The organism is Sphingobacterium sp. JUb56, assembly GCF_014191365.1.
Classification (GTDB): domain Bacteria; phylum Bacteroidota; class Bacteroidia; order Sphingobacteriales; family Sphingobacteriaceae; genus Sphingobacterium; species Sphingobacterium anhuiense.
Genome location: NZ_JACHWL010000001.1, coordinates 3627482 through 3651170, shown reverse-complemented (window position 1 = coordinate 3651170; position 23689 = coordinate 3627482). Strand labels below are relative to the sequence as shown.

Sequence of the window (23689 nt, the reverse complement as noted above, 5' to 3'; positions counted from 1 at the left end):
CAAAGAATAATTGATTAGTATGTCAGACGAAAAAATAATCTTTTCAATGGCGGGTGTCAACAAAATCTACCCTCCTCAAAAACAAGTTTTAAAAAATATTTACCTTTCTTTTTTCTACGGTGCAAAGATTGGTGTAATCGGTCTTAACGGTTCCGGAAAATCTTCACTGTTAAAGATAATTGCTGGTTTAGATAAATCTTTTCAAGGTGAAGTTGTTTTCTCACCAGGTTATTCTGTGGGTTATTTAGCGCAGGAACCTATTTTAGATCCGGAAAAAACAGTACTTGAAATTGTTCAGGAAGGTGTTGCCGAGATCACGGGTATTCTGAAAGAGTACGAAGAAATTAATGAAAAATTTGGCTTACCTGAAGTGTATGAAAATGCAGATGAAATGGATAAGCTTTTGGCTAGACAAGGTGAACTTCAGGATATTATTGATGCAACCAATGCTTGGGAAATTGACTCAAAATTAGAACGTGCCATGGATGCTTTACGTTGTCCAGAGCCTGATGCTAAGATTGCCAATTTGTCAGGAGGGGAGCGCCGTCGCGTGGCAATGTGTCGTCTTTTGCTACAAGAACCGGATGTTTTATTATTAGATGAGCCAACCAACCACTTGGATGCTGAGTCTATCGATTGGTTAGAACAACATTTAAAACAATATAAAGGTACAGTTATCGCTGTAACCCACGATCGTTACTTCTTGGATAATGTCGCTGGATGGATTCTGGAATTGGATCGCGGTGAAGGTCTTCCTTGGAAAGGAAACTATTCTTCTTGGTTAGATCAAAAATCTAAACGCTTAGCGCAAGAGGAAAAAACAGAGTCAAAACGTCAAAAAACATTAGAACGTGAATTGGAATGGGTACGTATGGCTCCTAAAGCTAGACATGCCAAATCTAAAGCACGTCTTCATAATTATGAGAAATTAGCTTCAGAGGAAACGAAAGACCGTGAAGAGAAATTAGAATTATTCATTCCACCGGGACCACGCTTAGGTAATGTGGTGATCGAAGCAGATAATATTTCAAAATCTTACGGTGACCGTATTTTATTTGAAAACTTAAGTTTCTCACTTCCTCCTGCAGGTATTGTGGGTATTATTGGTCCCAATGGTGCCGGTAAGACAACTTTGTTCCGCTTGATTACAGGACAGGAACAGCCTGATACGGGTACATTTAAAGTCGGCGAAACGGTAGCTCTTGGTTATGTGGATCAAAACCATGATGACTTGGATCCGGAGAAATCAGTATGGGAAAATATTACCGATGGAAACGAGAATATCATGTTGGGCAACCGCTCATCAAATTCGAGAGCGTATGTTTCAAAATTTAACTTTAATGGAGCAGATCAACAGAAAAAAGTTGGTGTGTTATCTGGAGGCGAGCGTAACCGTGTACACTTGGCCATTACATTGAAGAAAAGTTCGAACGTACTTCTTCTGGATGAGCCTACCAATGATATTGACGTGAACACTTTACGTGCTTTGGAAGAAGGTTTGGAGAATTTCGGTGGTTGTGCAGTTGTTATTTCCCACGATAGATGGTTCTTAGATCGTATCTGTACGCATATTTTAGCATTTGAAGGTGATTCTCAGGTATATTTCTTCGAAGGGAACTATTCGGAATATGAAGAAAATAGAAAGAAAAGAATTGGCGATGTCACTCCACACCGTCTTAAGTATAAAAAACTAGTGAAATAGTAAATGGATAGTGCGAAGCTTTTAGAAGCAATTATTGATCATGCTATTGATGGAATTATTACGATCGACAATCGGGGATTGATCGAATCTATTAATCCGGCAGCGTCAAGTTTATTTGGTTATTCAGATCATGAAGTTATCGGTAATAATGTTTCGATGTTAATGCCCGAACCGGATCATAGTCGCCATGATAGCTATATCGATAATTATAAAAGAACAGGGCACAAAAAGATAATTGGAATAGGAAGGGAGGTTCTTGGAAGAAAGAAAGATGGAACCACCTTTCCTTTTCGTTTGGCAGTGAGTGAGGTGTGGTATAAAAATAGAAATATTTTCACTGGCTTTATTCATGATCTTACAAGAGAAAAAGCCGCGGAAAACCGATTGAAAAAACATGCTGTCGAGCTTGAACAGAAAGTGAGCGAAAGAACGAAAGATTTGATTATGCTTGTTTCGGAACTGGAGAAAACAAAGGCTGAAGTTTCGAAATCGCTTGAGAAGGAGAAAGAACTTGGTCAGCTAAAATCGCGATTTGTTTCCATGGCTTCGCATGAATTTAGAACTCCCTTGAGCTCTGTACAGTTATCAGCTTCATTGATCGATAAGTATATTGAAAAACCAGATTTTGCAAGTGTATTGAAACACACCGGTAAAATTAAGAGCTCTGTTCAATTGCTAACAAGCATCTTAAATGATTTTCTATCACTGGAAAAGTTGGAAGCAGGTGTTGTTACGGTCAATAAGCAAATGATCAATGTGGTTGGATTAGCAGAAGAAATTACCGAAGAGATGCAATTGATCTGTAAAAAGAATCAACATATTGTTTATCAGCACACAGGTGAGGTTGGACTGTTTATGATGGATTCTAATTTACTTAAAAATACGGTGGTTAATTTGATTTCAAACGCCATAAAATATTCTGGTGAAGATACCTTCATTGAGTTTAATACTATAATCGAGGATAATATTTGCATCATCACAGTCCGTGATAATGGAATAGGAATTCCGGAGGAAGATCAGATCAATTTATTTGAACCGTTTTTTAGAGCTCATAATACAGGCAATATACCAGGTACAGGTCTAGGGTTGAACATTGTAAAGCGCTATGTTCATCTTATGGACGGATTATTGGAATACAAATCTGCTATCAACGAAGGAGCTTTTTTTAAGATGATATTTACCCAAAATAAATAATTGTAGGTGGAAAAGAAGACAATATTAATTATAGAGGATAATACAGATATACGGGAAGGAACGACAGAGATTTTGGAGTTAACAGGACGTTATCATGTACTTGCAGCGGAAAATGGCCGTGATGGTGTTGATTTAGCAACAACTCATTTGCCCGATTTGATTCTCTGTGATATTATGATGCCTGAGTTAGATGGCTATGGCGTTTTATATATTCTAAGTAAGAACGAAGAAACGGCACACATACCTTTTATTTTCCTTACGGCTAAAGTTGAACGGTCTGATATGCGAAAAGCAATGGAGCTAGGAGCAGATGATTATTTAACAAAACCTTTTGATGATGTTGAGTTGTTAAATGCCATTGATGTGCGCTTTAAAAAGCGGGGACAGATAGGCGAGGCCATAACAGTTAAAAACTCCTTGTATTTAAGTCCTGAAGAACAAGATTTTTTGTTGAAAGAACTCATTGAAAAATCTCGTGTTAAAGTATTCAAAAAGAAACAAAGTATTTACGAAGAGGGTGATGTACCCGTATTCGTCTATTTTGTGTTGAGTGGACAGGTCCGCAGTTTTCTATGTTATAATGATGGACGGGAGCTTTCGACAGATATTCAGATTGCAGGTACATATATAGGCTATGAAGCGATGCTGTTGAATGAAAATTATTCTGATAATGTTGAAGCTATTGAAAAATCCGAAATAGCACTGATCAGTAAAGAAGACTTTTTTGAATTAATTTATCGCAAACCTTTGATTGCAGGTAAATTTATCCAGTTGCTATCGGGAAATATTAGAGAGAAAGAAGAGCAATTGTTGGGATTTGCTTATGACACGGTACGTAAACGTATTGCCAATGCATTAATTAGTGTTGCTGAGAAAACGGTGAATACAGCAATTGAAGATGAATGTGTTATTCAAATATCAAGAGAGGGAATCGCAACAATTGCAGGTACTGCAAATGAAACGATCTCACGTGTTTTAGCCGATTTTAGAGAGGAAAATTTAATTGCAAAAGAGAAAAGTGCCATTCGTATTTTCTCAGTTAAAAAACTTCGTAAGGTTAAGCAGTAAGGTCTTTTATTACCACGATATTTTGATCAGAAGGGTCGCATCCAGTAAGGATGCGACCCTTTTTCGTTTTCAGAGCATTTTTAAGATTAAAAATGTGACGTAGATCACTTTTTAAGCTGATGAACTTCATGTGTAAGTATTTGAAGACTATTTACTTTTGTTCTAGTTCGGATTTAGAATATCAAAAAAGATAGCATGAAAGTAGTTGTTTACAGTATTCAGACCTATGAAAAGGAGTTATTAGCATTAGCTAATGGTAAAATGCATGATTTGACATTAATTTCTAATGGGCTAAATGAAGAAACAAAAGTTTATGCTACAGGGAAAGATGTTGTTGTCATTTCGGCACAGGATATTCTAGAAGCTTCCATGCTCCGGGTGTTAAAAGATATGGGTGTGGGCCGTATTCTGACACGTACTTTAGGGACAGAACACATCGACTTAGTTGAAGCCGGAAAGTTGGATATACAAGTTGCTAATACACCTTATGAGGACCAAAGTCCAAAAGGTATTGCCGAACAGACAATTCGGAATTTGAATTTGTGGGGTGCTGGCAAATGTGTGGGCACTGCTTGTTGTTGTTTAAAAGTATGTCCTGTAAAATTATAATCTCATGAATTCGAACAATGGAATAGATTTGCAGTCTTTAGTACGGAAGTACAATGTTGCAGCCCCTAGATATACGAGTTACCCAACTGTTCCATTTTGGAATAGCGACCAATTCTCTGAGAAGGAATGGTCTAGTCGCGTATATCATACCTATCAAAAATCAAAAAAAGCAGGGATAAGCCTCTATATTCATTTGCCATTCTGTGAAAGTCTGTGCACATATTGTGGTTGCAATACCCGAATTACGAAAAATCATAAAGTTGAAATACCTTATATCGACAGTTTGCTAAAAGAGTGGGGGATGTACACAGCAATATTAAAGGAAGGTGCGCCTTTGATTTCTGAAATTCACCTTGGCGGTGGAACCCCTACCTTTTTTGCTCCAGAGAATTTAGCAAAATTACTGGCGGGTATTTTATCGAAAGCTCAGGTCGCAGACGATGCATCATTTTCTTTCGAAGCACATCCTGGCAATACGACTTATGAACACTTAGCCGATTTATATCAGTTGGGATTTCGAAGATTAAGCTTGGGAATTCAGGATTTTGATCCGCTTGTGCAGTTTACTATAAATAGAAAGCAGGATGTGGAAGATGTACGCCGCGTTATGCAAGAAGCTCGTGCTATCGGATATACTTCTATTAATTTTGATCTGATTTACGGACTGCCCAAACAAAGTTTGAAAACAATAACAGAAACGATCAAAGAATCGCTGTTGCTTGATCCGGATCGTATTTCTTTCTATAGCTATGCGCACGTGCCATGGTTAAAGCCTGGACAGCGTCATTATACTGAATTAGACTTACCTCAAGGAGAAGAAAAGCTTGCGCTTTATACCGTGGGAAAGCAATTTATTCAAGATGCTGGGTATAGAGATGTTGGAATGGATCACTTTGCTAAACCTGGCGATGAATTGTTCATTGCATTTCAACAGCAAAGGCTTCATCGCAATTTTATGGGATATGCAGATCGATACCGTCCCTTATTGATTGGTCTCGGAGTATCTTCTATCAGTGATTCGTGGGATGCTTTTGCACAAAATGTTAAAAGTGTGGAGGAATATCAAAAGATGATTGAAAACAATCAGTTGCCGGTTGTGAAAGGGCATTTACTTGATGACGAAGATCTGATTATAAGACGCAACATTTTAGATCTGATGTGTAAAGGAGAAACAAAATTGATAGCAGATTTTGTTAAAAATGAAGGCATCGTAGAACGTCTTGAAGATATGATAAAAGAAGGTTTAATCCATGTTAATAAAGATCATATAATCATTACCCCATCAGGAAGATCTTTTCTACGCAATATCTGTATGGCATTTGATCTGAAGTTACAGCATTCAAAAAACGAGAAAGAATTATTTAGTCAAGCTATTTAAGATGATATAATGGTAGAAGTCAAAAAAGTTCAAATAGACCAGCATTGTTTTCATTGTGGTGATGCAGTTGTCTCTAGTGGCTATCAATTTGATAACCATGATTTCTGCTGTTTAGGTTGCCAAACAGTATACCAGATTTTACATGATAATAATATGCAAAGTTATTATCGCTATAACCAGCATCCAGGAAAATCAAACCTTGATAAAACTGCTGATTTGTCTTATCTGGATGAAGCTATTATTACCGATAAACTGATTGACTATAAAGATGAGCAGATCACGATCATAACATTTTACATTCCTGTAATTCACTGTAGCTCTTGTATCTGGTTATTAGAAAACCTGTATAGAATAAACCCAAATGTACTTGTCTCGAAAGTTGATTTCATGAAAAGACAAGCAAGTATCACATTTAAGCATACGGAATTATCACTCCGTGATCTTGTACAGTTACTGCGAAGTATCGGTTATGAACCAAAGATTACCTTGCAGGATGTGGTTAAGGCGGGCAAAAAAATTAATGCTAATCCATTGATAGCAAAAATAGCGGTAGCAGGTTTTTGTTTTGGGAATTCGATGATGTTGAGCTTCCCTGAATACTTTGGACTGGCAGGTTTTGAAAAAAACTATTCGGTGTTTTTTGGGTATGCAAATCTTTTATTTACACTGCCTGTTTTACTGTATAGTGCTTCTGATTATTTTAAATCGGCATTTTTAAGTATCCGTCAAAAAAGACTGAACTTAGATGTACCATTGGCATTGGGAATATTTATCTTATTTGTACGTACCGCATATGAAGTGATCTCGCAGACCGGGGCTGGCTTTGGGGATACACTTTGTAGTTTGGTCTTTTTTATATTGATTGGGAAATGGGTTCAGGAAAGAACATATTATCACATTTCTTTTGAACGTGATTATAGAAGTTATTTTCCTGTAGCTGTAACAACGATACACGATGAAAAGGAAAAACCGATTCAGCTGGCCGATTTAAAAGTTGGGGATCGGATTTTAGTCCGAAATAATGAGATCATACCAGCAGATGCGGTGTTGCTCCGCGGGGATGCCTGTATAGATTTTAGTTTTGTGACTGGAGAGTCAAAACCTGTGACTAAAACACTAGGCGAAGTGATTTATGCTGGAGGACGTCAAATGGCTGAAGCGATTGAGCTTGAAGTGGTCAAATCGGTTTCGCAGTCTTATTTAACCAAGCTTTGGAATAATGAAAATTTTAAACAATATGATAAACATTTTCAGACATTTATAAGTTATATCAGTAAATATTTTACGGTTGCTTTATTGATTATTGCCCTATCTGCAACAGTTTTTTGGATGATGGACGCAGATACCGATAAAGCTTGGGGTGCATTTACAGCAGTATTGATCATTGCCTGCCCTTGTGCTTTAGCATTGAGTTCTCCATTTACATTGTCTGCAGCTTTAAGTGTATTTGACCGAAACAAATTCTACGTTAAAAATACAGATGCCATTGAGCAGATGGCATCAATTGACACGATAATATTTGATAAAACAGGGACAATCTCGTCACCTACTGTTAATGGAATTGTTTTTGACGGATATTTAACAGAAGAAGAAAAAATATTGGTGTATTCTTCTTGTCGAAATTCAAGTCATCCATTGAGCCGGGAGATTGTAAAATGGTTAGAAGGAGTAGATGCTGTACCGGTTAATCGGTATGAAGAAAAAATTGGAGAAGGGTCAGTAACGCATATTGGCCAATATACAATCAAGATAGGTAGTGCCCGTTTTGTAGATGTGCCTACTCGAGCAGCAGAAGCTTCTTATGTATTTGTTTCTATTAATGGTGAAGTAAAGGGTAGTTTTGCAATGGAACAGTCTTGGCGTGCCGGGCTTTCCGGTATTATTCATGATTTAAAACATTATGATCTTCACTTGATATCGGGAGATAATGATCGAAAAAAAGATTTATTAAAGGAGATTTTTCCTTCAACAACACGATTGCTGTTTAATCAATCTCCACAGAATAAATTGGATATTATCAATTTATTCAAAGAGAATGGACATCGTGTCTGTATGATAGGAGATGGGCTTAATGATGCTGGAGCGCTAAAAACTGCCGATCTAGGGATCGCGGTCAGTGATGATATCAATAATTTTTCTCCAGGTTGTGATGCAATCTTGGATGGCGAATCTTTTGATAAATTACCTAAGTTTTTTGCTTTTAGTAAAGATGCAGTCCGTGTTATTCACTTAAGTTTCTGTATCTCTATTTTTTATAATGTGATTGGACTGAGTTTTGCTGTTCAAGGAGAAATGTCTCCCTTGTTTGCAGCAATACTGATGCCTATAAGTACGGTAACGATTATATCATTCACCAGTATTTTGACAAGATGGTTTGCAAAAAGAAGGGGATTATAGAAGATTTTTATATTAAAATAGTGTTATGAGTATCATCTTTATGTTGATTGGCTGTAGTGTATTTGTTGCGTTATTGTTTTTAGGTGCTTTTTTTTGGGCTAATAAAACGGGACAAAATGATGATACCTATACGCCTTCTGTTCGAATCCTGTTTGACGATGATGTGGAAAAAACTGAACCGGAACCAGAAAAGAAGAAGCGCTAGGTTTATCTTTGGCTTTTTATAACAGTTCCGTTGTCAGTTATCAGAAGATAATGATAGAGGGGAAATCTTTTTGCTAATAAAATACCTTCTTCTTGACCTAGAACCATAATCGAGGTGCTTAGAGCATTCGCAAACTCAGCAGAAGGGCCGTAGATCGTAACACTGGTCAGTCCAGTAGAAGGATAGCCAGTTTTAGGGTTGATGATATGTGCATATCGTCTGTTGTCAATTTCAGCATACTTCTCATAATTGCCCGATGTCGCAACAGCATTTTCCTGCATTTTTAATGTTTTAATCGTTTTATAAGCTTTGAAAGGGTTTTTTATGCCTATTAACCAAGGCTTATTATTTGGTTGAAGCCCCCAGGTCGATAGATCTCCGGATGCATTAACAATGCCAGCTACAACAGATTTTTCTTGCATCAAAGCTTTTCCACGATCTGCCGCATAACCTTTTCCAATTGATCCAAAACCTATTTTCATACCCGGGAGTGCTAAGTAAATACTGCAATCGACACTATCTAAGATAATATGCTGATAACCCACTTTTTCAACTGATTTACGAATAGCTTCTTCCGTAGGTAATTCGGTCATACTGCCATCAAATTTCCAGATTTTGTCTAAAGCAACTATACTGATATCAAAAGCTCCATTTGAATTGCGGGAATAGGCGATTGCTCTTTTGGTCAGATCAAAAACTTCACGATCTACTTTTACAGGTCTAATACCCGCATTGCGGTTTACTTCCGAAATCTGGGTTTCCGGTTTCCATTCTGAAATCAGATTCTCAATACGTGTAACCTCTGCTATTACAAGATCAATATAATTTCGGGCAGATGCGGTATCCCGGTCTACAATAGTGATTTCAAAGACAGAGCCCATTAAAGTCACTTGCTTTTTTTGTAATACCTGTGCCTGACTAAGCGTTATAATAAATAGAAAGGTGATCGTACAAAGAAGTCTCATGAGCAGTAGTATTGATTTGTCTTTTAATAACAATCGGTTAGAATCTGTTTCTTCTCCTTATAATAAAGCAGTGCTTTACCTTTTTGCGATAGGGTCATTTCTTCAAGGACCTTTTCGACGTCACGTTGCATTTGAAGCGATCCGCAGATCATAATGACACCGTCATTCTCTAAATGTTCGATAAATAGTTTTACATCATGTTTGATTAGATCCATCACATATTGTGCTGTTGATTCTCTTGAATATGCAAACTGATAGGCTGTTAAATGTTTTTTTACAATTTCCTCTTGTGCAAATTGTTGATAGCGCTGTGTGAGTGTATTGTTGTATCTAAAACCAGCATATAAACGAAGAGGTGTTTTTACATTGTTTTGAATCATACCTAAAAAAGGTGCAATTCCTGTTCCGTTTGCAATCATAATAACAGCAGGAGCTTTAGGAAAGTGGAAGTCAGGATTCGTCATCACCCGGGCATCAATATGGTCATTTTCCTTTAATTCATATAGAAAATTTGATCCCAATCCATTGGGATGCAGCTTAACTTCCAGTTGAATCGTTCCATTATTTTCACCAATGGAATAAAAGCGTTCCCTATTATCATGTGCAGGATATATCGCTAAAAGATCGCCCGATTGAAATTTTACCTTTCTGAGAGGTTTAAATACAACAGTGAATGTCGCGTAATCTTGGCTTGTTTTTTTAACAACCTGAAGTTGCTGCAGATTGGCAACTTTTGACTGGTATAAAGATGGAGCAGTAGCTAGAGCAATGCACGATTTTTCACTCCAGTGATGTACCCAATTTGTAAATTCATGAGCAGATCGATCATTAATTTTATGAAGATCTAAGAAGCGGGTAGCCCATTCTTTGGTCGCAAGAAGTTTATCTATATGTTCTGCGTAGGCACAATAATCTGGGTAAGCTTTCGATCCGAATCCAATTACACTGTATTGGACTGTCTGTTCTTGAGGAAATTTCTCAAGTAGCTCTTCAAAATTTGATGCTCCAGTCGGTGCTGTTCCGATCCCATATGTCGAAGTGAATATTAAAATATGTGTCGCATTTGGATAGTTTTGGTATTGGTTCATCGCTGTAACAAACGAACGTTTACCATCTGCTAGTAGTTGCTTATGAATCTGATTTGCAAAAAATAAAGTACTGCCATTTTCTGAGCCAACTAAAATAATAAATTCAGCTTCATTGGCTTTATATTTATTTTTAATCTTAGTTTTTGTTCTTCGGAATGTGATGACAAAGCCAGTATAAATAAAGAATACAATGTTAAAAGAAGCAAGACCTAGAATAATAGCCCAAATCACATTTGTTCGGCCTGTATGGATATCGAGACTTAATTTCTCTAGTGCTGCAGTATAAGGATATTTTGTTTCTTTAACGATTTCGCCATTAAACTGATTAACTGTAACAGCACGATCCTTAAATTTGATCGTGTAAAATTCTTCAGGATCATCATCCATGAAAGGAAATTCAATCTTTTCAATTGTACCTAAAGTGTGCTTTTGAAAAATCGCAAATTCCTTGAAATCCTTTTGATTCTTAGTTTGCGTATCCTGATGTTCAAGCTCTTCGTTCGATTTCTTGATCAGTTCCATTCGTGCCATAAATAAATATGTGCCTGATAAAGCAATGATCAGAATAGGAATGAGGAACAATCTTCCACTGACAACATGAAAATATTGAGCAAAAAAATCACGGTTTATTTTAGAAAAGAAATTGCGAAGACCCTGCTGACGTTTAAGGATCAAGATGAGTCCACTAATGGTAATCAATAGCAATATGAAGGAAACCAGGCCGACTAATATACGTCCTGTTTCGTGTAGAAATAAGGAACGGTGTAAGGCGGTTGTCCACTGGATGAACTGGCTTTTGGGTTTGATTTCACCTAATACTTTCCCTGTGGTCGGATTGATATAAGCTTTAATGGTATTACCCTCTTCATCTAAAGCATCTATACTAACAAATTGATTGTGATCGACTGCTATTTCAATGATTTCAGGGTAAACCTTGCGCAAGGCCGTTATGGATTGCGCAAGGTTTATGGTATTGAAATTTTCTACTCGGTATGCTTGTGTTTTTTCGTTAACTGCATCTATCGCCAATATAATTCCTGTTACGGAAAGTATGAGTAAAAATAGGGATGATACTATCGCAAGAGCTAAATGTGCATACCTCCATATGGATAAGGTCATTTTAATTATTGAACTTTACTTAATTTTACAAATTTAATATATCCTTTGCCGCTAGCACGCTCCGCTAATGCTTCTGTTGTCAAGGGAATTTCTACGTCAGTGACATGATACTTTTGTTCTTCAACAGCCGATTCGAAACGTAATTTATAACCTTTGTTCAATTTTGTATCGTCAATTTCTATTGTTCTCATTGCACGGTCACCACCACCAACAGAGGCGCCTGTAATTGCATTAAGTTTGTTGTTGGATTTTGTTTGAAACTTATGCCATTCTTTAAGCGTATTATACCATTGTTTATCCGGGCCTAATACAGAAAGCGTTTTTTCGTAAGCGCCTTTTGGATTGATTAATGATATAATGATATATGCTCCCTCACCCTCGTAGCTATTCATTTGAATCATGCACTTGAATTTACTTGATTGTGCAAATGAATTTGAGCTAAATAGTGTAATAAGAAATATAAGTACAGTAAATTTTAAAGAGGTTTTCATGCCGTTATTTTAAGAAATCGATAGATACATTATTTTTTGCTAAAAAGTCATTTTCCTTTGCAATGTCGTAAGCTGTTTCATCAAGTGATGTTAGCAGGTCTTTTTTAGCACCGATTGAAATCAATTCTTTAAGAATAGTATCATCTTTTGCTATTAAAGCCGCTTTATGTAAAGCGCTCATGCCATCATTGTCTTGAGCATTAATATCAGTTCCTAAGGCAGCGACTCTTTTAATAAGGTTTATGTTCTCTTTTGCAACAGCTAAGTGTAATAAAGAGCTTTTATTTTTTTGAAGATCAGTGACTGTTAAGCCATTATTCTTTAATAAGGTTAATTTTTCTTCAAAACTATCTCCTTGTGGATTGCGTTGCTGGCCACCTTGTGTTTGAGGATTAGGTTCTGTGTATGAATTTAACCAATAATAAGCAAGATTGTTTCCGTCTTTATTCAGCACTTTGATATCAGCACCATTTTTAAGTAATAAAGCTGCTACTTCTGAAGAGCCATTTGCAATTGCTTTTGTCAATGCAGATTCTCCTTTATCATTTACAGCGTTAATATTTGTTGTTTTTGATAATAGAAGCTCGACCAACTTCGCATCTTTACCGGCAGCTGCGACCATAAGTACGGTATTTCCTTCATTATCCGCTTTGTTGATCGCAACGTCCTTTGACAGGAAATAGTTGATTACTTCCATATTGGGTCTACGTACTAATGCATGTAAAATTGTAGCACCATCTTTATTTGTTGCTTTTGGATCTAATTTTAGAGTTTCTACCAAGTATTTATAGGTTTCAATACCATTAGTAACCTGTCTAGATCCTTGAGTAGCGAAGAAAAGAGCATTATTTGTTGGTTTAACACCTCTTTTTATCAGTTTTTCGATAAGTTCAATATGACCAAGTTTAGCAGCATAGTCGACTGCAGTACGTCCAAAGTTATCCTTATCTGTTAGCGATAACCCTTTCGATACAAAATAATCAGTAATGCTTAAATCATTATCTGATGCGACTGACAATAAAAGTAAGGTCGCCCCATCTTCATATTTTTGCTTTGGATCTACACCTGCTTTGAATAAAGCATCGTAAACAGCTGTGTTTTTGTTTCCTGTTGATGCCGCATAGGCTGCAATAGGAAAGCCATGACTATCTTGATAATTGACGTCGGAACCTTTAGCTATTAAATATTTGACAAGTTCAAGATTTCCTGTAGAAGCAGCCCAATGTAAATAACTGCGGCTATGGTGTGTTTTTTTAGTAACACTATTTCCTTCTTGTTCAATTAAATATTGGATAATATCATTAGGAGCTTTATTTAAAATAGCGGTAGTAACAGGATCGAATGAAGCCGCATTTGGTTTTGAAGGGCTATTTCCTTTTGCGATTTCAGTTTTAACAGTAGCTAAATTTGGCGAACCTTTCCAAAAATCCGCATTCATCAAGGTGTTGTTATTTTGGGCTTTTCCGTATAAAGCTGATAGTAATAAAGCTGCTAGAAAAATCTTTTTCATATTATGATTGGAATATCTTGAGTTTGGAATTTATTTATACTAAATCTAAATAGTAGGCAAATCTATAAAATTTAATTATAGAAAAAAAATATTATTTATTGAAAATTACACTATTTAAAGGCATTGAAGTGATTTTGGTAACAGGACGCTATTAATAATATCTTGTACAATCTCACTTTGTACGTTTAGCTTTTACTTTAGTTTTAAAGTAACTTTTTTATATCAAGGGGAATTGGATCATTAAATGAATTTAATTACTGCCGTTATGCTATTTGTAAGTGAACTAATATCCTCTTATTACTTTTACCTGCTAGAAGTTATTTGTATAAACTTCTATGGTGTGTATTTGTATGAATAATTTGTATACTGGGCTATTTATAAGGATACTGACTGTTACGAAAGTGATCATAAAGAAGCTCTTTAAACCAATTGAATTTGGAGAAACCTACTATTGTTAGCAGGGTGATACCATGTTATAAGCAAGTAGGGATCTTGTTCGAATATAATAGAGGTATAACAGGGGGATAAGAGGGGGTTTATAGGGGGTTAGTAGAGGTAAAGCCCTATTAACCCCTTATAAAATCCCAGTAATCTCTCTATAAATCCTCGCTTAAGTAATAATCAGGTTCCTATCAGTTCCTGATCAGGTTATAATATGCCTTATTCTGGAGTATCTGTACGGGGGATAGCTGGCTATTGCAAAACAGCAGCACTTCTCAGGATCCCTTTTGTAGTATATTTTGTAGTATATACTATATAGTATAAAGTAAAGATGTCGGCCCTGCGGGCAACATGATCTGACATGAATCACCTTGTCAGTAATAGTAATAGTAATAGTAATAGTAATAGTAATAGTAATAGTAATAGTAATAGTAATAGTAATATAGTATATATAGTGTCGATCATTCCGCTGTACCAATACTCCGAGAAGATATAATTTCTGCGGAACCATTTCCTAAAAGCATACTGCATCCATAAAAGAAGACCCAGGACGAACCATCCCCCCGCTACCCTTTTTTACAGTTCAAAGCCAGGATTGTCCGTTTCTCAGCCCCGAGAATAGATCATCGGTGAATTTATCGGTCAGGTTATAAGCCTTTTACCGGTCCACGGCAAACTATTTCCGGAAAAGATTAGGAAGTGATTGTAAAAAGTCCCTATCTTTGCACCACTCCGCAAGGGAGGAACGGCTGATCCGAAAGGATAGGCACTGAAAAAAGAAGGGTTTAATTCAGGTTAAACGCAGAAACAGCAGGAAAACAAAAAAAATAAATTTTCACATTTATTTTGGAGAAACCAAAAAGATTTCTACCTTTGCAGTCCCAACGGAAACGAAGGGAAACAGAAACAAGATCGATAACGGCGCAATGCCGACATCATAAAAGCCGAAGCGAGATGCGGAAGCGACAGAAGTTCTTTAAAAATATAATCATGTAACGTAACGAGTAGTGTTGAGAAACGACGAAAGTTAAAAAAATCAACCTGTTCAATTTTAGAATTAGAAATTAAAATACAAGACAATTCTATTTATTATAAATAGTCTTGATCTTACACTTCATTTTACAATGGAGAGTTTGATCCTGGCTCAGGATGAACGCTAGCGGCAGGCCTAATACATGCAAGTCGGACGGGATTCAGGGAGTAGCTTGCTACAAACTGATGAGAGTGGCGCACGGGTGCGTAACGCGTGAGCAACCTACCCATATCAGGGGGATAGCCTCTCGAAAGAGAGATTAACACCGCATAACATCATTTACCGGCATCGGTTTTTGATCAAATATTTATAGGATATGGATGGGCTCGCGTGACATTAGCTAGTTGGAGAGGTAACGGCTCACCAAGGCTACGATGTCTAGGGGCTCTGAGAGGAGAATCCCCCACACTGGTACTGAGACACGGACCAGACTCCTACGGGAGGCAGCAGTAAGGAATATTGGTCAATGGAGGCAACTCTGAACCAGCCATGCCGCGTGCAGGATGACTGCCCTATGGGTTGTAAACTGCTTTTGTCAGGGAATAAACCTTTCTACGTGTAGGAAGCTGAATGTACCTGAAGAATAAGGATCGGCTAACTCCGTGCCAGCAGCCGCGGTAATACGGAGGATCCAAGCGTTATCCGGATTTATTGGGTTTAAAGGGTGCGTAGGCGGTCCTATAAGTCAGTGGTGAAAGACGGCAGCTTAACTGTCGCAGTGCCTTTGATACTGTAGGACTTGAATCTATTTGAAGTGGGCGGAATAAGACAAGTAGCGGTGAAATGCATAGATATGTCTTAGAACTCCGATTGCGAAGGCAGCTCACTAAGTTAGTATTGACGCTGATGCACGAAAGCGTGGGGATCAAACAGGATTAGATACCCTGGTAGTCCACGCCCTAAACGATGATAACTCGATGTTTGCGATACACAGTAAGCGTCCAAGCGAAAGCGTTAAGTTATCCACCTGGGGAGTACGGTCGCAAGATTGAAACTCAAAGGAATTGACGGGGGCCCGCACAAGCGGAGGAGCATGTGGTTTAATTCGATGATACGCGAGGAACCTTACCCGGGCTTGAAAGTTAGTGAATGATCCAGAGACGGATCAGTCCTTCGGGACACGAAACTAGGTGCTGCATGGCTGTCGTCAGCTCGTGCCGTGAGGTGTTGGGTTAAGTCCCGCAACGAGCGCAACCCCTATGTTTAGTTGCCAGCACATTAAGGTGGGGACTCTAAACAGACTGCCAGCGTAAGCTGTGAGGAAGGTGGGGACGACGTCAAGTCATCATGGCCCTTACGTCCGGGGCTACACACGTGCTACAATGGACGGTACAGCGGGCAGCTACATAGCAATATGATGCTAATCTCTAAAAGCCGTTCACAGTTCGGATTGAGGTCTGCAACTCGACCTCATGAAGTTGGATTCGCTAGTAATCGCGTATCAGCAATGACGCGGTGAATACGTTCCCGGGCCTTGTACACACCGCCCGTCAAGCCATGAAAGTTGGGGGTACCTAAAGCATGTAACCGCAAGGAGCGTGTTAGGGTAAAACCGATAATTGGGGCTAAGTCGTAACAAGGTAGCCGTACCGGAAGGTGCGGCTGGAATACCTCCTTTCTAGAGCATTCGGAATTGAAGCTCGTTACGGATACACATGATTAAAAAAGTATTTAGTACAGCGTATTTAGTATTTAGATTATTTTCTATCTAACTACTGATATCTAAGTACTGATTACTATAAAAAAGCATTTGAAGAAATGTGCCCATCCCTGAAAATGGATGGTCCAGAGAGATAGAATGATAAGCTAGTCCCGTAGCTCAGTTGGTTAGAGCACTACACTGATAATGTAGGGGTCAGCAGTTCAAATCTGCTCGGGACTACCATCTAGATGTGAGATGACAGATATGAGATCTGAGACGTAAAGTCTGCTGTCTCTGTTCCTGAATCTATAATCTACACCACGGGGAATTAGCTCAGCTGGCTAGAGCACCTGCCTTGCACGCAGGGGGTCATCGGTTCGACTCCGATATTCTCCACACGTATGCCCGGACACTAAGATATTGTGTTCACGATAAGGCTACAAAGAGTTCTTTGACATATTGAAAGAAAAAAAATTACAAGAGAAGACAACAGTAGAGACAATACTGTGATGTGCTTGATGTATTATGAAGACCCTCGGTCAAGGCCGAACGGATTAATGCGTAGCATCACGGTTATATATCAAAAAGCAACCCATAGTAGCAAAAGGGCTATGAGGTGAAGAAAGTAAATAAGGGCACACGGGGGATGCCTAGGCTCTCAGAGGCGATGAAGGACGTGATAAGCTGCGATAAGCTTCGGGGATTAGCAAATGTGAGTTTGATCCGAAGATTTCCGAATGGGGCAACCTAGCATACTGAAGGTATGTTGTAAAATACGCGAACGCGCTGAACTGAAACATCTAAGTAGGCGTAGGAGAAGAAAATAATAATGATTTCCCAAGTAGTGGCGAGCGAACGGGAAAGAGCCCAAACCAATAATGTTACGGCATTGTTGGGGTTGTAGGGCTGCGATATGGTATTAGCAAACAGAAGTGGAATGGGATGGGAAGCCCAGCGATACACGGTGATAGCCCTGTACACGTATAGAATGCTAGCCTAGCAGTACCCTGAGTACCGCGGGGTCGGAGACGCCCTGTGGGAATCTGTCAGCACCATCTGATAAGGCTAAATACTCCTGAGAGACCGATAGTGAACTAGTACCGTGAGGGAAAGGTGAAAAGAACCTCGAACAGAGGAGTGAAAAGAACCTGAAACCGTGTGCTTACAAGCGGTCGGAGCTGGCAGGTCCAGTGACGGCGTGCCTTTTGCATAATGAGCCTACGAGTTACTCTTGTCTGGCAAGGTTAAGTGGTTCAGCCACGCAGCCGAAGCGAAAGCGAGTCTTAATAGGGCGCATAGTCAGATGAGGTAGACGCGAAACCTTGTGATCTACCCTTGGGCAGGTTGAAGTTGCAGTAACATGTAATGGAGGACCGAACCGATAAACGTTGAAAAGTTTCCGGATGACCTGAGGGTAGGGGTGAAAGGCTAATCAAACTGGGAAATAGCTCGTACTCCCCGAAATGTTTTTAGGAACAGCGTCGGCATGGAGTCTTATAGAGGTAGAGCTACCGATTGGGTGCGGGGGAGTCAAATCCTACCAAATCCAGACGAACTCCGAATGCTATAAGATATGGCCGGCAGTGAGGCTTTGGGTGCTAAGGTCCAAGGCCGAGAGGGAAAGAACCCAGACCATCAGCTAAGGTCCCTAAATATACGCTAAGTTGAACTAACGAGGTCCGACTGCACAGACAGCTAGGATGTTGGCTTGGAAGCAGCCATTCATTTAAAGAGTGCGTAACAGCTCACTAGTCGAGCGGTCGGGCGTGGATAATAAACGGGCATCAAGTGTATTACCGAAGCTATGGATTCATGCATTTAGTGCATGTCTGGTAGGGGAGCATTCTATTTACGGAGAAGCGGTCTGGTAATGGGCCGTGGAGTTGATAGAAAAGCAAATGTAGGCATAAGTAACGATAAGGCGGGTGAGAAACCCGCCCACCGAAAGACTAAGGTTTCCTGATCAACGCTAATCGGATCAGGGTTAGTCGGGGCCTAAGGCGCATCCGAAGGGAGTAAGCCGATGGACAACTGGTTAATATTCCAGTACTTTTTATAACTGCGATGTGGTGACGGAGTAGTGACACTGCCGCGAACTGACGGAATAGTTCGTTAAAAGGCGTAGGTATAGGGACGGTAGGCAAATCCGCCGACCCTGCTGAAACCCAATAGTACAGCAAAGCTTCGGCGGCGCTGATAGAGCAGGTAAACAGACTTCCAAGAAAACCCGCTAAGCTTCAGGTTATAAAAACCCGTACCGTAAACCGACACAGGTAGTCGAGGAGAGAATCCTAAGGTGCTCGAGTGAATCATGGCTAAGGAACTCGGCAAAATGGCCCTGTAACTTCGGGAGAAGGGGCGCTTCCTCCAGCGATGGAGAAGCCGCAGTGAAAAGGCCCAGGCGACTGTTTAACAAAAACATATGGCTTTGCAAAATCGAAAGATGAAGTATAAGGCCTGACACCTGCCCGGTGCTGGAAGGTTAAGAGGGGATGTCATCGCAAGAGAAGCATTGAATCGAAGCCCCAGTAAACGGCGGCCGTAACTATAACGGTCCTAAGGTAGCGAAATTCCTTGTCGGGTAAGTTCCGACCTGCACGAATGGTGTAACGATCTGGGCGCTGTCTCAGCCATGAGCTCGGTGAAATTGTGGTATCGGTGAAGACGCCGATTACCCGCAACGGGACGGAAAGACCCCATGCACCTTCACTATAGCTTAACATTGAAATTGGGTACAGGATGTGTAGGATAGGCGGGAGATGTTGAAGTGGCTTCGCCAGGAGTCATGGAATCAACCTTGAAATACCGCCCTTTCTGTATTCGGTTTCTAACTCGATCATGTCGAGGACATTGTTTGGTGGGTAGTTTGACTGGGGTGGTCGCCTCCAAAAAGGTAACGGAGGCTTTCAAAGGTAAGCTCAGTACGCTTGGTAACCGTACGAGGAGTGCAATGGCATAAGCTTGCTTGACTGTGAGACCAACAAGTCGAACAGGGTCGAAAGACGGACATAGTGATCCGGTGGTTCTGTATGGAAGGGCCATCGCTCAAAGGATAAAAGGTACGCTGGGGATAACAGGCTGATCTCCCCCAAGAGCTCATATCGACGGGGAGGTTTGGCACCTCGATGTCGGCTCGTCACATCCTGGGGCTGGAGAAGGTCCCAAGGGTTGGGCTGTTCGCCCATTAAAGTGGCACGCGAGCTGGGTTCAGAACGTCGCGAGACAGTTCGGTCCCTATCTGTTGTGGGCGTTGGAAGTTTGAGTGGATCTGTCCTTAGTACGAGAGGACCGGGATGGACTGACCGCTGGTAAACCAGTTATGCCGCCAGGTGTACGGCTGGGTAGCTACGTCGGGAATAGATAAGCGCTGAAAGCATCTAAGTGCGAAACTAGCCACGAGATGAGACTTCCTTATAGGGCCGTAGTAGACTACTACGTTGATAGGTTGCAGGTGTAAAGGTAGAAATACCATAGCTGAGCAATACTAATCACCCGAAGCTTTCTCAAGCAACGCAAACACTGTTGTCTTCCTCTTTTAGTTTTTCTTTCAATTGTCTATAGATTACAGGAGTAGTTAGTATATAGTACTTAGTATTAAGTACGAAAAAATATAACTGATGTTAACTGCTGATCTAACAAAAACATTTTAGGTGCCTATATCGGCGGTGTCTACCTCTTCCCATTCCGAACAGAGAAGTCAAGCCCGCCAGAGCCGATGGTATTGCCGTAACAGGTGGGAGAGTAGGTCGGTGCCTTTTTTTATACAAAAGCCTTTGCTATACAGCAGAGGCTTTTTTGTGTTTATACCTTTTTATACCTTAGCTATTCCTGTTCTTTCGGCAGCTTTATATGACACCGCACTTTTTCATTGATTATTGCATTAATATTATCTGTTGCTCAGTTATTGGATTTTTCATTTCTGCTATGGGCTATTAGCTGCTTTGTATTAGGTTCAGTACTTTTTGTCCATATTGACACTTGCTGGTCATGACATTGAGGCCCTAGTTTATAATAATTGTACTCTTAAATCTAGTTTATCTCACGTTATAAGAATACTGGTATTAAACCATTTCTTCTTTTTTTATTATAGATCGGTAATCCTCGACGTCTACTTATATAAACACTTTCCTTACTTTACAAAATAGTGTACAGTATTTATATTAAATCGCTGTAAAAGATATTATATTTTTTAAAAATTTGGATATGGCCATTCATTCAGTTTGCTTATTTATCAATATTATTTTATTAAACTAATTGTTTGAAATAAGCAAAACTGGTCTGTAATTACTATTTCATTAATAAGAGAAGTGGTTTTTGCTTATGAGGCCTATCCTAATTATATCTTTGATATTTTCAGTGTTACTAATTATAGGTAAATATAAAGTAGTATTTGATGTGTTTTATAGTAAGGAGAAATTTTTGTTATGTGACCTAATGAAACAAGTATCTTGATGGTAGCCTTTTTTTGCCATAAACTCTTTATTATTAGTAATTTTTCGAACCAACTTCACCTATTTTTTATACCAAATAACCATACAAGCTGCATTACTATTTGTAAAAAGTAGTTGAAACTCATCATTTATGTCAAAACATTATTAATGTGATATAAATGTGTGACGAATGTTATTTTTTTTGGTTATCGCCATCATTCTAATGTCATAAAACAAGCTCTACTTTTGGTAAGGAAATCAATAATATAAGTATGCAGTTAGAGCAGTTTAATTATGACAATAAGATTGTCAGAAATTTCGGTATCGCTACCATTATTTGGGGGATAGTTGGTATGTCCATTGGACTACTTGTAGCTACTCAACTGGTGTGGCCTGCGATGAATTTTGGGATTCAATTTTCCACTTTTGGTCGGATCAGACCTGTACATACAAATGCAATAATCTTTGCATTTGTCGGAAATGCAATTTTTATGGGTGTTTATTATTCGCTACAACGTGTTTTAAGAGCGCGGATGTTCAGTGATATGCTCAGTAAAATTCATTTTTGGGGTTGGCAATTGGTGATTGTTGCGTCAGCAATTACATTACCACTTGGATTGACGACAAGCCATGAATATGCTGAGATGGAGTGGCCCATTGACCTTGGTATCACCTTAATTTGGGTGGTCTTTGGTATTAATATGTTTGGAACAATTATAAAACGTAGAGAGCGACATATGTATGTAGCAGTTTGGTTTTATATTGCAACGTTTGTTACCGTAGCAGTTCTCCATATTGTAAATTCTGTTCAATTACCGGTATCAGGTTGGAAAAGTTACTATGTTTACTCTGGTGTACAAGATGCTTTAGTACAATGGTGGTATGGTCATAATGCAGTTGCATTTTTCTTAACTACACCATTTTTAGGTATGATGTATTATTTCTTACCTAAAATGGCAAATCGCCCGGTATATTCTTATAAATTGAGTATTCTTCACTTCTGGTCATTGATCTTCATATATATCTGGGCTGGCCCACATCACTTACTTTATACTGCTCTTCCAGGATGGGTTCAATCATTGGGTGTTGCATTTTCAATTATGTTAATTGCTCCAAGCTGGGGTGGTATGATCAATGGTCTGCTTACGCTACGTGGTGCATGGGATAAAGTACGAACAGAACCTGTATTGAAATTTATGGTTGTTGCCTTGACTTGTTATGGTATGGCGACATTTGAAGGACCAATGCTATCGCTGAAACAAGTAAACGCAATTGCCCATTTTACGGATTGGATAGTGGCTCACGTACACGTTGGTGCTCTAGGATGGAATGGCTTTATGACTTTCGCGATTCTTTATTGGTTGATTCCTCGCATTTATAGAACTGAATTGTACTCTAAAAAAATGGCATCTGCTCACTTTTGGATCGGTACATTAGGAATTTTATTTTATGCAATTCCGATGTATTGGGCAGCTGTTGTGCAAGGGTTAATGTGGAAAGAATTTACACCAGAAGGTGTTTTGAAATATCCTAACTTCCTTGCGACTACGTTGGAAATTATTCCAATGCATATGATGCGTGCTGTCGGTGGTGCTCTTTATTTAAGTGGTGCTATTTTGATGACATACAATTTGGTAAAAACAATGCGTCAAGGTAAGTTATTGGCTAATGAGCCCGCGCAAGCACCTGCATTATTGCCTGTAACGACCAATGAGCAATCTACACATAGACGTTTAGAACGTAAACCTATTATGTTTATGGTGCTGGCGTTAATTGCTATTTTGATCGGTGGAATCGTGGAAATGATTCCAACATTTACAATATCTTCTAATATTCCAACAATTGCAAGTGTTAAGCCATATACTGCATTGGAATTACAAGGACGTGATCTGTATATCCGTGAAGGCTGTGTGAATTGTCATACGCAATCGATACGTCCTTTCCGCTCGGAGACTGCACGCTACGGGGAATATAGTAAAGCCGGTGAATATGTGTATGATCATCCATTCTTATGGGGCTCTAAACGAACAGGTCCTGACTTGCATCGTATAGGCGGGAAGTATCCTAATAAGTGGCATTTTGACCATTTACTCGATCCAACAATAACATCTCCTGGTAGTATTATGCCTACGTATCCTTGGCTAATTGATCAAGAATTGGATAATTCTTTATTGACCGCAAAATTGGAAGCAATGAAAACATTGGGTGTCCCTTATACGGATCAGGACATAGCACAAGCACAGGCTTCTTTGGATAAGCAAGCGCAAGAGATTGCGGCGGATTTGAAAAAGAACCAAGTTCATGTTCTACCAAACCGTGAAATCATAGCCATGATTGCTTATCTACAGCGATTGGGTACGGATATTAAAGCTGAACCAAAAGCTAAGGAAATAGTTGATGAACTAAATTAAAATAGA

General features: G+C 39.1%; 12 protein-coding genes, 2 tRNA genes and 3 rRNA genes. 13 read left to right on the top strand and 4 right to left on the bottom strand.

Going from position 1 to position 23689, the window contains the following annotated elements:
• The first annotated feature begins 19 nt into the window (after positions 1-19).
• From ettA to ccoS, 7 genes are all read left to right on the top strand, one after another.
• On the top strand, positions 20-1702 hold the full coding sequence (gene ettA / locus FHR29_RS15630) for an energy-dependent translational throttle protein EttA (RefSeq protein WP_132772298.1): 1683 nt from the start codon (positions 20-22) through the stop codon (positions 1700-1702).
• A gap of 3 nt (positions 1703-1705) precedes the next feature.
• Entirely contained in the window at positions 1706-2896 is a 1191-nt protein-coding gene (locus tag FHR29_RS15625; RefSeq protein ID WP_132772300.1) for a PAS domain-containing sensor histidine kinase, read from the top strand.
• 6 nt (positions 2897-2902) lie between these two features.
• Positions 2903-3964, top strand: coding sequence for a response regulator (locus FHR29_RS15620; protein ID WP_132772302.1), 1062 nt, complete (start codon positions 2903-2905; stop codon positions 3962-3964).
• A 195-nt stretch (positions 3965-4159) separates the two neighbouring features.
• Complete coding sequence (locus FHR29_RS15615; protein ID WP_021190230.1) at positions 4160-4573, top strand: hypothetical protein; 414 nt, start codon at positions 4160-4162, stop codon at positions 4571-4573.
• A 4-nt stretch (positions 4574-4577) separates the two neighbouring features.
• Positions 4578-5951 carry an oxygen-independent coproporphyrinogen III oxidase gene (hemN, locus tag FHR29_RS15610; protein ID WP_183915650.1) on the top strand — a complete coding sequence of 458 codons (1374 nt, stop codon included), beginning with the start codon at positions 4578-4580 and terminating at the stop codon, positions 5949-5951.
• Positions 5952-5960: 9 nt separating this feature from the next.
• Positions 5961-8348 carry a heavy metal translocating P-type ATPase metal-binding domain-containing protein gene (locus FHR29_RS15605; RefSeq protein WP_183915648.1) on the top strand — a complete coding sequence of 796 codons (2388 nt, stop codon included), beginning with the start codon at positions 5961-5963 and terminating at the stop codon, positions 8346-8348.
• A gap of 25 nt (positions 8349-8373) precedes the next feature.
• On the top strand, positions 8374-8553 hold the full coding sequence (ccoS, locus tag FHR29_RS15600; protein ID WP_183915646.1) for a cbb3-type cytochrome oxidase assembly protein CcoS: 180 nt from the start codon (positions 8374-8376) through the stop codon (positions 8551-8553).
• A 2-nt stretch (positions 8554-8555) separates the two neighbouring features.
• On the opposite strand, the gene FHR29_RS15595 is transcribed toward ccoS, so the two are convergent.
• The 4 genes from FHR29_RS15595 to FHR29_RS15580 all read right to left on the bottom strand — a co-directional run bounded on the left by FHR29_RS15595 (position 8556) and on the right by FHR29_RS15580 (position 13726).
• On the bottom strand, positions 8556-9518 hold the full coding sequence (locus tag FHR29_RS15595) for an FAD:protein FMN transferase (RefSeq protein ID WP_183915644.1): 963 nt from the start codon (positions 9516-9518) through the stop codon (positions 8556-8558).
• 23 nt (positions 9519-9541) lie between these two features.
• The gene (locus FHR29_RS15590; protein WP_183915642.1) at positions 9542-11725 is read right to left on the bottom strand and encodes a PepSY domain-containing protein; all 2184 of its coding nucleotides are present in this window, start codon (positions 11723-11725) and stop codon (positions 9542-9544) included.
• Positions 11726-11730: 5 nt separating this feature from the next.
• Entirely contained in the window at positions 11731-12126 is a 396-nt protein-coding gene (locus FHR29_RS15585) for a DUF2271 domain-containing protein (RefSeq protein ID WP_260292143.1), read from the bottom strand.
• Positions 12127-12220: 94 nt separating this feature from the next.
• Positions 12221-13726, bottom strand: a complete 1506-nt coding sequence (locus FHR29_RS15580) for an ankyrin repeat domain-containing protein (protein WP_183915638.1) — start codon at positions 13724-13726, stop codon at positions 12221-12223.
• A 1562-nt stretch (positions 13727-15288) separates the two neighbouring features.
• Between FHR29_RS15580 and FHR29_RS15575 the strand changes: the two genes are divergently transcribed.
• From FHR29_RS15575 to ccoN, 6 genes are all read left to right on the top strand, one after another.
• Positions 15289-16818: ribosomal RNA gene (locus FHR29_RS15575) — 16S ribosomal RNA — on the top strand.
• Positions 16819-17008: 190 nt separating this feature from the next.
• Positions 17009-17085, top strand: a tRNA-Ile gene (locus FHR29_RS15570).
• Between the two features lie 79 nt (positions 17086-17164).
• A tRNA-Ala gene (locus FHR29_RS15565) sits at positions 17165-17238 on the top strand.
• Positions 17239-17461: 223 nt separating this feature from the next.
• A 23S ribosomal RNA gene (locus tag FHR29_RS15560) occupies positions 17462-20349 on the top strand.
• A gap of 139 nt (positions 20350-20488) precedes the next feature.
• Positions 20489-20600 (top strand): 5S ribosomal RNA (gene rrf / locus FHR29_RS15555).
• Together the 16S, 23S and 5S rRNA genes with 2 tRNA genes alongside form the textbook arrangement of a ribosomal RNA operon.
• Positions 20601-21544: 944 nt before the next feature.
• A complete protein-coding gene (gene ccoN, locus FHR29_RS15550) occupies positions 21545-23683 on the top strand; it encodes a cytochrome-c oxidase, cbb3-type subunit I (RefSeq protein ID WP_132772070.1) in 2139 nt (712 codons plus the stop codon).
• Positions 23684-23689 lie beyond the last annotated feature (6 nt).